Source organism: Acetobacter sp. P5B1 (assembly GCF_018811985.1).
Classification (GTDB): Bacteria; Pseudomonadota; Alphaproteobacteria; order Acetobacterales; family Acetobacteraceae; genus Acetobacter; species Acetobacter cerevisiae.
On sequence record NZ_JACRVS010000016.1, the window covers coordinates 20,244 to 32,840 of the forward strand.

The following is a 12,597-nucleotide window of genomic DNA, read 5'->3' on the forward strand; positions in this document are numbered from 1 at the left end:
TTCCCAGACGCAGACATAAAAAACGCGACTACAGGGAGACCCGTGGTCGCGTTTCTCATTGTTTTTAATGCGTAGTCTCAGTGTGCAAACCTGACTGCGGTATTTGGCAGGACCCTTAACAGAATCTTGCCAAATCGTCTGTCAGCTCACACTGCGTGCACAGACGCCTCACGCGGCCAGAAGCGCAGGGCGCGGCAGGTTTTGATGAACCCTTCCGCATCCTTACCGGATTTCAGCGCAATCACGCCATCGTCCACGGCGTCCTCCACCACACCAGCGCGTTTCAGCAGCGGCAGGGCTGCCGGAACGTAGCCAATAAACTTGGCGTGGGCATAGGCATCCGTCACAAAATCCCGTGCATCGGAATCCTGCGCAAGCTGCTTCGCACCCTCTTCAGATGGCAGCAGAATGACCGCATCAAACAGCACGGACGGTCCACCCGGCACACGCTGGGCCGCAGGCACATGCTTGCCGTCAGAGGTCGTAATCCCGCCAATCTGCGGGGCGACAATCTCCACCTCAGTGCCTTCTGCCCTGGCCGCTTTCTTCAGGGCTTCCAGCAGTGCACCATCCGCCCCATTGGTCGCCAGAACGCCAATCTTGCGGCCTGCAAAGCTCTTCGGCCCATTCTTCAGAATGCTCAGAGCGGGTGAGGGCGGCAGATCCACCACAGCGCGTGCAGGCGGTGCGGCTTCCGGCAGTTTTTCCAGCCCCAGACCTTTCGCCACGGCCTGGGCCAGGCCCGTATCAATATTCAGCAGGTGGGAGACGACGCGGCTGCGAATAACCGGGGTTTCCACCTTGCTGAGTTCAAAGGTGATGGCCATCTGGATATGCGTCTGCTCGACTTCGGTCTGGCTTTTGTAAAACTGACGCGCCTGACTGTAATGGTCCGCAAACTTCTCGGAACGCACCCGTTCCTTCAGGCCGCTGACCTCAGAGGGGAACGTCTTATATCCCGTCTCCGGGTTTTCACGCGGGCCGCCAGCTTCACCACCCCAGGAATTGGGCTCGTAATTCGCACGTCCCTTCGGGTTATGCATGGCCATGTGCCCATCCTGTTGCAGGGTATGGAAGGGGCATTTCGGCGCATTGATGGGGATATGCGTAAAGTTCGGCCCACCCAGACGTTTCAACTGCGTGTCCAGATAGGAGAAGTTGCGGCCCTGCAGCAGCGGGTCATTGGTAAAGTCCACACCCGGCACAACGTTCTGGGTGCAGAAGGCCACCTGCTCGGTTTCCGCAAAGAAGTTGTCCACCATGCGGTCCAGCACCAGACGACCCACCGGCTGCACAGGCAGCAGTTCTTCGGGGATCAGCTTGGTTGCGTCCAGAATGTCAAAGTCGAACTTGTCGGCAAATTCATCGTCAAACAGCTGAACACCCAGTTCCCATTCCGGGAAATCCCCGGCCTGAATGGCATTCCACAAATCCCGACGATGAAAATCCGGGTCTGCCCCGCTGATTTTCAGCGCCTCGTTCCACACGACGGACTGCAAGCCCATTTTCGGCTTCCAGTGGAATTTGGCATAGGTGGACTGGCCCGCTTTATTCACAAAGCGGAAGGTATGCACACCAAACCCTTCCATAAAGCGGAAGGAGCGGGGGATGCCACGGTCGGACATCACCCACATGATCATGTTCATGCTTTCCGGGGTGAGAGCAATAAAGTCCCAGAAGTTGTCATGCGCAGACTGTGCCTGCGGAAAGGCCCGGTCCGGTTCTTCCTTTACCGCATGCACCATGTCCGGAAACTTGATGGCGTCCTGAATGAAGAACACGGGGATATTGTTGCCCACAATGTCCCAGTTGCCTTCCTTGGTGTAGAGCTTGACGGCAAAGCCTCGCGCATCACGCGCAAGGTCTGTCGAACCCTTGCTGCCTGCCACGGTGGAAAACCGCACAAACGCCGGAACCCGCTCGCCTTCACGCTGCAACACATCAGCACTGGTAATGTTGGAGAGGGAATGCGTCAGTTCAAAAAAACCATGCGCCCCATAGCCACGGGCATGCACCACGCGCTCGGGGATGCGTTCATGGTCAAAGTGGAAAATCTTTTCACGAAAATGGAAATCTTCCATCAGGCTCGGGCCGCGCGCACCCGCCTTCAGCGTGTTCTGGTCATCAGAAACCGGAACACCCTGCTGCGTTGTCAGCGTGGGAACATCGCCGCCTGCGGTCTGGTGGGTTTCCCCGCCAGCCCCACGCTGCACGGTTTCGTCCCCGAGTTTTACTGTGGTGTGGTCTGTATGGGTTGATTTGGCGCTCATGATGATGTGCCTTTGTCTGCTGAAATAAAGAACGATGGCGCGATTAAGAAAGTTTTAAGAGAAATCCTCAGTCTGATCCTGTCTGCATGCCCTGCCGGACATGCAGGATTCAGGCCCGTTCAGACCCTCGCTAAAACCGATCCATCGCGTATCTGTCACGACAACGCATCATAGACAGCAAAGTTGCTTATCCGCTCCGTCCTTCGGGCGGATAAAACCTATTCACTTTTGTGGGAAGCGGAGCCGATTGCGCCCCCGCGTGGTCACTCCTAGCGTCCGCGCAGACTGAGCCTTCCCACACGTCCAAACATGCAAAAGAGCTTCCAGATGCAAACCCTGCTTCTCGACCGATCAACCTGGGATCTGGTGGTCGATGCCAGCGGTAGTATTGCCCTGGCGTCCGCGCCTTATGCCGTTGCCCAGAACGTCGCCTGTGCGGTGCGCGTGTTTCTGGGGGAGTGCTGGTACGACACAGCCCTCGGTCTGCCGTATCTCACCAACATTCTGGGCCGCACCCAGTCCGCAGCCCTGTTCCGTGCCGATGTGGAGCAAACCGCCCTGAGTGTGGAAGGGGTCGCACAGGCCGTGTGCGTACTCACCGGCCTCAGTCCGGCCCGCCGCCTGTCCGGCATCATCCAGTTAACCCTTACTGATGGGAGCCAGACTGTTGTCAGCCTCTAATACCGCCACAGGCACCACATCCGTCCCGGCCCCGGTTCTGGACGCCACGGGCTTTATCATGCCGGAAGAAGCCGACATGCTGACCGGCGTTCTTGCCGATATCAACGCGGCTTTTGGCAATACGCTCAATACGGACCTCTCCACCCCGCAAGGGCAACTGGCGATGTCCCTCACCGCTATTCTGGGGGATGCGTATGACCAGTTCCTCGCCCTCGCCAATGGCGTAGACCCTGCACGGGCCGAAGGCCGCATGCAGGACGCGATCGGACGCATTTATTTCATGTCCCGCCTGCCAGCCTCACCGACAACCGTCACCTGTATCTGCACCGGGGCGGCGGGCACGGTCATCCCGCAAGGCGCGCTCATCAAGGATCAGTCCGGCAACAGCTACACGGCAGACAACATCCTCACGCTGGATGCCACCGGCACCGCACAGGGCACCTTTACCTGCACCAGCGCGGGGGAGGTGGTCTGTCCGGCAGGGAGTGTCACCATCAGCCAGTCCGTCGCGGGGTGGAGTGCGGTCAGCAACCCCACCGCCGGGGTGACGGGTCGTGCGGTGGAAAGTCGCACCGCGTTTGAGGCCCGACGCAAAACGTCTGTCGCCGTCAACGCCATCGGCCCGCTGGACGCCATTTCCGCCGCTGTGCAGGCCGTCTCCGGTGTGACAGATGCGTATGTTACGGACAACAGCACGGCCGAGAGCATTACCGTCAATGGCGTGCCGCTCGCGCCGCACAGCCTGTATGTCTGCGTCAATGGCGGTGCAGATGCGGATATTGCGCTGGCCATTTTACGCAAAAAGCCACCGGGCTGCGCCTATAACGGCAACACGACCGTCACCGTGGCGGACCCGTCCAGCACATACGCAACCCCGCCGAGCTATACAGTCAGTTTTCAAAGGCCTACGCCCACGCCGGTTTACGTCACGGTGCGTCTGGCCTCGTCTGCCGCCGTGCCGTCCACGGTCACCACGGATATTCAGGCCGCTGTGCAATCCGCCTTTCTGGGGGATGACGGCGGCACCCGCGCCCGTATTGGCAGCACCCTGTATGCCAGCCGGTTTTATGCCGCCGTCGCGGCCCTTGGCGCATGGGCGCAGATTACGGAAATTACTGTTGGCACCAGCGCAAATCCCACAGGATTTACCGTGCAGATGCAGGCAGATCAGATCCCGACACTGGATGCCACCACCATCAGCGTGGAGCTGGTGTAATGCAGGATGTGCAAAAAACCGTCCTCTCCCAATATGCCTGCGCCCCCAGCCTGAACGCCCTCATCAATGGCTGGAATCAGGCGTTTGACCCGGCGGCGCTCATTGATAAATGGTATGACCAGATATGGAACATTGCCACCGCACAGGGCTACGGGCTGGATGTGTGGGGGCGGATTGTGGGTGTGCAGCGCGTCCTCACCATTTCCTCTGAAAATTTCGTCGGCTTTGCAGAAGCAACGGACCTGACTGAGCAAGGCTTCAACACAGCCCCCTGGTATAAAGGGACTGCCACCAGCAGCAATATCAGCCTCTCGGATGAGGGCTTTCGTCAGCTTATTTACGCTAAGGCTATGGCCAACATCACGGATGGATCTGTGCTGAGCCTGAACCTCCTTCTCATGGCGCTGTTTGCCGGGCAGGGGGATGCCTGGGTGGAAGATCATGGTGATATGACCATGACCTACGTTTTCAATTTTATCCCGACAGATGTTCAGGTTTCCATCATTCAAAGCAGCGGCGTCCTGCCGCGCCCGGCCGGTGTGGCCGTCTCTTACGCTATCAGGGGGCATGCATGAAGCAGTCTGATTTCCCCACACGCCTCGCAACACCTATTGCAGACAACGCTGCGGCCAGTGATGTGGCAACCATTCCCACAACGCAGGCCCGCTCGGGGGATGGCACAGCCTCGCTCGCGCTAGGGTTTCCGCCAGAAACCTTCATTGCCCGCTCCGCTGGCGGCGTGCCCCCGCGCGGGCAGGACATGAACGGCCTTCTTAACCTCATTTCCAAAATCCTGAGGGCCTATCAGGCCGGATGCTGGGGCACGTTTGACGCCGGATTTGCACAGGCCATTGGCGGCTACCCGGCAGGCGCTGTTGTGTCCGGCGCAACACCCGGCACGTTCTGGGTTTCCACAGCGGATGATAATGTCAGCACGCCGGGTGCAGACGGTGCCCCATGGCAAAACCTGTTTACGGGCTATCTGCCGCTCTCAGGTGGCACGGTCTCCTGGCTGAACATCAACGGCCCGGTGGTGCAGGAGGGGTTTGGCGGCATTACCGCGCAGGCGGCCCCGGCCAACCCGCAGAATGGCCAGTATATCAATTATCCCTGCTTTACATCCAAAGCCGAAGGGCGGGGCAGTCAGCTGCTTTTCGGTTTGCAGGAACAAGTCGGCACGACCTTCCGGGCGCTGATGTCTCTGCAATTTGGCGATGGCTCCTGGCGTTATGTCCACTGGGGCGAGAACGAACGCATAAGTGACAGCCAGTATGGGGACGTCGCCTACACGGCTGACCTTGGAGCCTATGTCTCTGCCGATCTTTATAATAGCGATTTCGGAACATCCGACAGCCGTGTGATCAATCTGGCTTATGGCCACCGCATACAGGCTTTTCAGGCGAGTGTCGGGAACGGCTCCACCGCCGGGTCATGGATTACTTTCCCCGTCGCCTTTTCCGGCACGCCTGTTTTTTGCGGTGCCCATTCCTGCGGCAATCAGTCTGACCCCACGGATACCGATTACTTCTGTTACGGCGCAACCGCCACCGGCATGTATGTGCGCCCCCGCAGCACAAACGGGCCAGCCAATATCATCGTGATAGGGCCGAAATAATGACAGATGCCACAACAGCTTATCCAGACCGTTATTATGCAGCCTATGATACCACGGCCCCGCAGCCCACGCCGGTTACCGGCTGGTATGACACCGGGAGTATGAGCAGCCTTGCCGCTGTGCCGCCTGCTGCCAGTCTGATCCCCCTCAGTGCAGCAGACTGGGCCAACACCATCAGCTTCCGCCTGCCCAGCGGGCGCGGGGTGCTGAATGGAAAAATCATTGATTATACTGCCCCTGTTCCACCGGTGCCTCTGACCACGCAGGCGCAGAACGCCCTTGTGGCGGCCCGTCAGACCGTGTGGGGGAATTATGGCGCACTGAATGAGCCAACCCCGGAGGCATGGGTGAGCTACCTCAAAGCCCTGCGCGCCATCGCGGAGGGACAGGATAGCACCGGCACAACCCTGCCGGAGGCCCCGGCATGACGGCCCCTCTGCCATCCCCCAACTGGCGGCCAGCCCCGGCGCGCACTCTGCCGCTCACTATCCCGCCCGGTTTGCGCCTGCGCGGGCTGGTGGCGGAAGAAGTCTGTCTGGCATGGGCGCCCAAAGCCAGCGGTGATAATCTGGATTTTACCCTTAATCCTAAAAACTGGCTGCACGGAACAGGGGATTATCTGGCGTCCGTTACCGCCAGTGTGCTGACCGCCACAGGTGCACCAACGGACCTTACCGTTCTCTGGGCGACCGTTCTGCACGGCATGGCCTGTATTTTTCTGGGGGGTGGGCCGCCGGGTACGGTGCAGCAGGTGCAGGTTTCCGTCACCACACAGCAGGGGCGCAGTCTTGTGCAGCCGGTGGCCGTCGCCATTCTGGCAGACACACCTGCTACACCGCCTCAGCCCGCCCCGTGTCTGGCAGATGGCACCCCGGTTCCACCTAACGCCATGGCGCTGCCGGGGGGCGCAATTCTCACCGGCCCGTCCGGAACCCCTTATCTTATCGCGTAACGGGAGAGCCCATGTCCGGGTCAAGTAGTTTCACGGCATCCACCCCCAGTGGCATGCCGCTTTCGGCGTTGCCGGTGCAGACTCAGCCCGCACCAGCCGATCTTGTTTTTGGCATTTTCAACGGGCAGGGCCAGTTTGTGCCCCAGTCCGCCATCTGGACCGGTGCTGTCTCTAAAACGGGGGATACGCTCTCAGGTTTGCTGAGCTGCGCCCTTGCCCCGACGGATGCCGCGCATCTGGTCAACAAGGCCTATGTTGATGCCCAGAGCGGGCAGATGAGCGGCACTGTCGCCACGCTCGTCACTCAGGCGCAGGATGCCGCAACACAGGCACAAACAGCGGTCGGCCATGCCTCGGACGCGGCGGCCACCATCGTGTCCGAACAGAAGGGCATTCCCAATGGTCTGGCTACGCTCTCGCCCGATGGCAATCTGGTGCTGGGCGGGCTGGACTGTCTGGGTGTGCAGGATGGGCATGTGCTGATGGCCATGGACCTCCCCACCACAGACCCCGGCCTGCGTGGCGTGTGGTGGAACAACGGTGGTTATCTCTGTATCTCTCAAGGCACGTCTTCATGAGCCCTTTTCTCAAAACCCATTTTCTGCTCAGCCTGTGTTCCGGCGTCGTGATGCTGGCCGGAGCAGAGGCTAAGGCGTCCACCCGGCCCAACCACCTGCTGCCGCAATATCAGGCGCTTGGGCAGGCCACTGCGTCTGCATCCGCCAGTCAGCTTTCCACACTGTCTGCGACTGCGGCTGAGACCGCCACCCCGTCCACAGCGTCCGGTTCTGGCGCAGTGGCATCTGCTCAAACGCCTACACTTCTGCGCAGCGCGCTTATGGCCAAATCTCTGGCAAGCAGCGTGGCTCCCTATGTCCCCACGCGGCCACCGGGTGGGCTGGATGCCGCAACCGGGGTGCCCGCTTTGTGGCAGGACGCCACCATCGGGCAGATTGGCGCGATGGCGGATGGCAGCGTGCAGCAGTCCGACAAAGGCGCGCCAAATGGTGTGGCAGCGCTGGACGCCAATGGGGCCATGACCGCTCCCGTCTCGGGTGATTTATCCACCGCCACGGCAAAGATTGGCGCAAGTGGCGCGGTCGGCAGGCCGCTGGCCGAACGGTTTGCGGACCAGCTGAACGCAAAGGATTTCGGTCTGGCGCTGGACGGCAAAACGGATGACACCGCTGCCCTTCAGGCTGCCAAAAATGCCGCAGCCTCCGGGGCGGTTATTCAGCTCCCGGCTGGCAAACTGGCGCTAACGGCCCTGCCCACCGGCAGTACGCCCAATCTGTGGCAGGCCAACGGCACGTTGCAGGCTGATGGCGGCCCGCTGACCACTCTGGGAACCGATGTGCTGGAAAGCACGCTGGAAGGCGGTAAATATTTTGCCCGTGGCCAGACCGCAGCGGACATGGCCCCCGTGCTGCGCAAGGATCTGGACGTCACGCACGCTGGCGGCACGGCGGGATTTGTGATGAATCTGGAAAAGGGAAACTGCACCATCCCTTCCGTAGGGGCTGCGCTGAATGATTATGTCTGGTGCCATTCCACGGTGCTGAACAGCGCGGCCTTTGGCGGCGGCCAGCACGTGGCGCAGGCCAGTCTGGCCCAGCGGCCCGCCAATGCGCTGGCGGATGGCAAAGGCTCCCGTTCTCAGATCTGGGCCGGATATGATGAAACCCGTGATGACACCGGCCAGCCTTCCAATATTGCAGGCAGTCTGGTGGGGCGGGAAATTGACGTTTACGCCAATGCGGATGACCCCAATAACTGGCGTATCGGCCTCCAGCTTCAGATTGCCGGGGCGGATAGTGCTGGCACACCGGGCCGGGTCGGCAAGGGCATTGCGCTGGGGAATAATGACAGCACCAGCGCCTATGGCATCATGATTGACGCCGCAGGCCGGTTTGACACTGCGGGCATTGATCTCTCCCGCAGCACGCCGGTTAATAATGCCCCGGTTCTGAATATCGGTGCAAACCGCAATCTTGCGTTTAGTGATGACCACAAGCCACATTTTCAGTTTGATTCCGCCGCCTATACCCTGCGCTACTGGTATGACACCACGCCACTTTTCTCCGTGGGCATGAATGGGGATGTGACCACCGCCATCGCCAATCCCGGCAGCGGTATGGCGTGGACACTGGGCGGACAGGCGCTGATTGGCGTGAATCTGACGAGCCTGAGCGCGCCGGAAGCCATGCGGTTTGGCACAGGGCAGGCGCTCTCCTGGGAACCAACGGCAGTTGTGCAAACCCGTTTTGCGGACGGCAAACTGACTGATCAGGTCGCAGCAGGCATTGCCCGCACGCTGGATACGCAGGGCAATGAGACCATTCCGGGAGCTGCCCATAACAGCCAGACCGTGGTCAGCCTCAGCCAGCCCACTGCCGCCGCGTTTGTCGCGCAGGGCACCGCCGCTATCGGGCTGGACACGACCGGCCTGACTGCGCCGGATGCACTGCGCATGGCGGAGGGGCAGCATGTCTCATGGGAACAGACGGCCACCGTGCAAACCCGTTTTGCCAGCGGCATCTTGCAGGACACATGGGGTGGCACGGCCCTGCGCTCACTGGACCAGAGCGGGAATGAAACGCTTACCGGCAGCAACCTGAACAGCGGCATGACCACCAGCATGAACAACGGCTCGGCCAGTGCCATTACGCTGAACGGTACCGCAGGCATCGGCATCAATCTGTCCGGCCTGACGACGCCGCAGGCGGTCCGGTTGGGCAGCGGGCAGACTGTGGCGTGGGAGCCAACCGGCGTGATCACCACCGGCTACACCAGCACTGGCCTGCGAGACGCCAACGGTACCAGCACCCTGCGCCAGCTGGACACGGCCGGGAATGAAACGCTCAGTGGCGCGCTGACCCCCGCTGGCGGCATCCGCCTGCCCACCTTCTCCCGCGCGGCCATCAAGGGCATGAGTAACCTGCCGATCGGCACCACGCTCTATGATGCGGATGATGACACCCCGGCCATTTACACCTCCGCAGGCTGGAAACTGGCGGCGCTGACCGCGATGCCGTGAGGGTTTTATGACGTGTCTGGTTCTGCTTGATCCGTCTTATCGCTCTCTTGTAATCTGGTCGTGGATTATTCCGCAGATTATGAGAGGCAAACAGGATTCATGACAAAAAAAACAAAATTTGTCCTGATTGCAGGCGCACTGCTTTTGTGCGGCGTGGGGCCGGCGCAAAGTGCTTTGGCCCGATCCGTGCATCTCGCACCGCATGTTTCCAGCACAGTTGTTTCTGGCACACTGGAGGGTGAGAGCATTGTGCCCTTCCATGTCAGCCTGAAGGAAGGGCAGAAGCTGGATGTGCTGTGTCATTCCCGCAAAAGCGGCATTTATTTTTTTGTAAAAGATCCGGAAGGCCGGATTGTTTATAATAGTGCGGAAAGTCCGCAGCCCGACAGGTGGACCGGGCAGGCCGCTTCTCCCGGTAAATATACGCTGGGGGTCTTCCAGCAGCATGCGACCGCCCGTAAGGGGCATACGGCATTTTTCCGCCTGCACCTTGCCGTTAATCAGGCTGAGGCTTCAACGACTAGTCTTCTCCCGTAAGGCCGCCAGCGCCACCGTTGTAGCGTGGGTGAGCGGTGCGGGCAGGGCGTCCAGCGGGAACCAGTCCAGACCACTATGTTTGTGCGGCTCCTGCAACACCGGCTGGCCGGTAAAGCCGGAGACCGTATAAACCGGGGCGACCCAGTGGGTGCCAGCGGCACGGTCAATCTGGTCCACCACGCACAGCAGGGTGGGGTGGTGTATCACCAGCCCGGTTTCTTCCAGCACTTCCCGCGCCACGGCGGCCGGCACGGTTTCAAACGCATCCACCTTGCCGCCCGGCAGGCCCCAGCATCCGGCTTCCGGCGCACGCAGGCGGCGCAGGAGCAGTAGTTTGCCGTCGTGGATAATCATGGCGCCACAGCCCAGTCGGGGGTCTGTCATCGGGGTGCTCCTTGCTGTGTCTGTCTGCGGTGTGGCCTGCATACCCCGCTGCGGACTTTTGGAAAACAGTGTGGTACACCCCACCCCCTGCCAGCACGGGCAGAGCGGCCTGAAACTCCGGCCGGATGAGACACGAGGGCAGGGGGCAGAGATGTCAGTGGAAAAAAACTTCAAGGCCGTTCTGGATCAGGCCAATGAGAGCATTGCCGTCAAGATGACAATGCTGTTCGGCAGTATCTGGTGCGTTTACGTGTTTTTTGTGTTCTCGCTCATCCCGGTGCTGATGCCGCAATGGCAGAATACGCTGCTCTATATCAGCAACTGTATCCAGCTTGTTGCGTTACCGGCCCTGATGGTGGGGAATGCGGTGCTCAGCCGTGGAGCGGACAAGCGGGCGGCGGAAGACCATCAGGCTCTTCTGGAAATCCTCTCAGACGTGCGGGAAGAGCTGGCGGACCTGAAGGACCGCACAGCGGGGCTTGCGCAAAGTGCGTCAGAAGCCCTGCAGCGCCCGGAGCTGGAAAACGTCTCCATTTCCGACCAGACGTTTGTGGATGTCGAAGGGCAGAACGGCAAGTCGTCCGGCGGCGGAGCATAATGCCTTACAATAAGAAGGAAGCTGGCTGATGACGCCACTGGCCCTGTTTGCTCTGGTGATGACGCTGGCTGCTGTCTTTGCCTTATTGAATGACAGACTGCTCCGCCTGCCGATGAGCATTGGCATTATGATCCTCGCGCTGCTGGCCTCCGGCGGCCTGATGCTGGCGGACACCGTGCTGCCGGGCTCCGGCCTTGGGCACGCACGCGCTGTTCTGACGCAGATTGACCTGCCCCATACCCTGCTGGATGGCCTGCTGGTGTTCCTGCTGTTTGCCGGCGCGCAGGCTGTGGATACGCGGGATTTATGGGGGCGGCGCTTTTCCGTTCTGGCTCTCGCCATTCTGGGCACGTTGCTGGCGGTGCTGCTGTTTGCCGGGGCTATGTGGGGTGTTTTTGGCCTGCTTGGCCTGCCGGTGTCTTTTGCGTGGTGTATGGTGCTGGGCGCTATTCTGGCTCCAACGGACCCGGTCTCTGTGGTGGGCATGTTGCGGCGGCTGGGGCTGCCCGGCCCGCTTCAGGCCCTGTTTGCGGGGGAAAGCCTGTTTAACGATGGCGTCGGCGTGGTAATTTTCACCGTCGCCCTCGGCATTGCAACACAGGGTGGCTCCGTCCATGTGGCCGGCCTTGCTGAGCCGTTTGGCTGGGAAGTGGGCGGAGGACTGCTGCTGGGTCTGGTTGGCGGCGGAGTGTCTCTGCTGGGGCTGCGGGTTGCGCGGGACCCGCATGTGGAATTGCTGATTTCTCTCGCGCTGGCCACCAGTGTTTATAGTCTGGCCGCAGCCTTTGGCATGTCCGGCCCGATTGCTGCCGTTACGGCAGGGCTGGCCATGGGCACACCGACCGCACAGGCCGCCCTCACGTCCGAGGGCCGGAGCGAGATTCCGGCCTTCTGGGGGCTGGTGGATGAAGTGCTGAACGCGCTGCTGTTTGTGGTCATTGGCTTTCAGGTGCTGGCGCTGTCCTTCCACTGGCCGTTTGTCTGGGCGGCGGCTATTGCGGTTCCGCTTTCCGTTCTGGTGCGTGGGGCAAGCGTGCTGCTGGCCACGCTGCCGCTTTATCTGGTGGGGCGGGAAGCAATGGGTGTGCTGGCCGTGCTGACATGGGGTGGCCTGCGCGGCGGCATTTCTCTCGCACTGGTGCTCAGCCTGCCCGCCGGGCCGGAGCATGACCTGCTCCTGTGCGTCTGTTATAGTGTAATAACATTCACCATTCTTGTGCAGGGGCTGAGCATGCAGCCTCTGGTGCGGGCATTTTATCCTGTCAGCCAGACCGGATCCAAGGAAGGATAACCCCCATGCGGGTGCG

General features: G+C 60.7%; 13 protein-coding genes. 11 read left to right on the forward strand and 2 right to left on the reverse strand.

The features are described 5' to 3' along the window. Nucleotides 1–146 precede the first annotated feature (146 nt). Nucleotides 147–2,270, reverse strand: a complete 2,124-nt coding sequence (locus tag KP703_RS10490; protein ID WP_215754804.1) for a catalase — start codon at nucleotides 2,268–2,270, stop codon at nucleotides 147–149. Nucleotides 2,271–2,597: 327 nt separating this feature from the next. Here KP703_RS10490 and KP703_RS10495 point away from each other — a divergent pair, with 327 nt between their 5' ends. From KP703_RS10495 to KP703_RS10535, 9 genes are all read left to right on the forward strand, one after another. Continuing rightward, on the forward strand, nucleotides 2,598–2,951 hold the full coding sequence (locus KP703_RS10495) for a hypothetical protein (protein ID WP_215754806.1): 354 nt from the start codon (nucleotides 2,598–2,600) through the stop codon (nucleotides 2,949–2,951). Next, nucleotides 2,923–4,167, forward strand: a complete 1,245-nt coding sequence (locus KP703_RS10500) for a baseplate J/gp47 family protein (protein WP_215754807.1) — start codon at nucleotides 2,923–2,925, stop codon at nucleotides 4,165–4,167. The genes KP703_RS10495 and KP703_RS10500 overlap by 29 nt, the downstream gene beginning before the upstream one ends. Beyond that, nucleotides 4,167–4,742: a DUF2612 domain-containing protein gene (locus KP703_RS10505; protein WP_062271834.1), complete on the forward strand. Its 576-nt coding sequence runs from the start codon at nucleotides 4,167–4,169 to the stop codon at nucleotides 4,740–4,742. Before KP703_RS10500 ends, KP703_RS10505 begins: the two co-directional genes overlap by 1 nt. Beyond that, a complete protein-coding gene (locus tag KP703_RS10510; protein WP_215754809.1) occupies nucleotides 4,739–5,782 on the forward strand; it encodes a phage tail protein in 1,044 nt (347 codons plus the stop codon). The genes KP703_RS10505 and KP703_RS10510 overlap by 4 nt, the downstream gene beginning before the upstream one ends. Beyond that, nucleotides 5,782–6,210: a hypothetical protein gene (locus KP703_RS10515; protein ID WP_215754811.1), complete on the forward strand. Its 429-nt coding sequence runs from the start codon at nucleotides 5,782–5,784 to the stop codon at nucleotides 6,208–6,210. Before KP703_RS10510 ends, KP703_RS10515 begins: the two co-directional genes overlap by 1 nt. Further along, complete coding sequence (locus KP703_RS10520; protein WP_215754813.1) at nucleotides 6,207–6,734, forward strand: hypothetical protein; 528 nt, start codon at nucleotides 6,207–6,209, stop codon at nucleotides 6,732–6,734. Before KP703_RS10515 ends, KP703_RS10520 begins: the two co-directional genes overlap by 4 nt. A gap of 11 nt (nucleotides 6,735–6,745) precedes the next feature. After that, a complete protein-coding gene (locus tag KP703_RS10525; RefSeq protein WP_215754814.1) occupies nucleotides 6,746–7,312 on the forward strand; it encodes a hypothetical protein in 567 nt (188 codons plus the stop codon). Then, entirely contained in the window at nucleotides 7,309–9,771 is a 2,463-nt protein-coding gene (locus tag KP703_RS10530) for a hypothetical protein (RefSeq protein WP_215754816.1), read from the forward strand. The genes KP703_RS10525 and KP703_RS10530 overlap by 4 nt, the downstream gene beginning before the upstream one ends. Before the next feature lie 99 nt (nucleotides 9,772–9,870). Continuing rightward, complete coding sequence (locus tag KP703_RS10535) at nucleotides 9,871–10,308, forward strand: hypothetical protein (RefSeq protein ID WP_215754818.1); 438 nt, start codon at nucleotides 9,871–9,873, stop codon at nucleotides 10,306–10,308. Here KP703_RS10535 and KP703_RS10540 read toward each other — a convergent pair. Further along, on the reverse strand, nucleotides 10,285–10,692 hold the full coding sequence (locus KP703_RS10540) for an NUDIX domain-containing protein (protein WP_062142896.1): 408 nt from the start codon (nucleotides 10,690–10,692) through the stop codon (nucleotides 10,285–10,287). The genes KP703_RS10535 and KP703_RS10540 overlap by 24 nt on opposite strands. 151 nt (nucleotides 10,693–10,843) lie before the next feature. On the opposite strand from KP703_RS10540, the gene KP703_RS10545 reads away from it, so the two are divergent. Further along, nucleotides 10,844–11,290: a hypothetical protein gene (locus KP703_RS10545; RefSeq protein WP_062142860.1), complete on the forward strand. Its 447-nt coding sequence runs from the start codon at nucleotides 10,844–10,846 to the stop codon at nucleotides 11,288–11,290. Nucleotides 11,291–11,318: 28 nt separating this feature from the next. Then, entirely contained in the window at nucleotides 11,319–12,581 is a 1,263-nt protein-coding gene (locus KP703_RS10550) for a sodium:proton antiporter (RefSeq protein WP_215754820.1), read from the forward strand. Nucleotides 12,582–12,597: the final 16 nt, after the last annotated feature.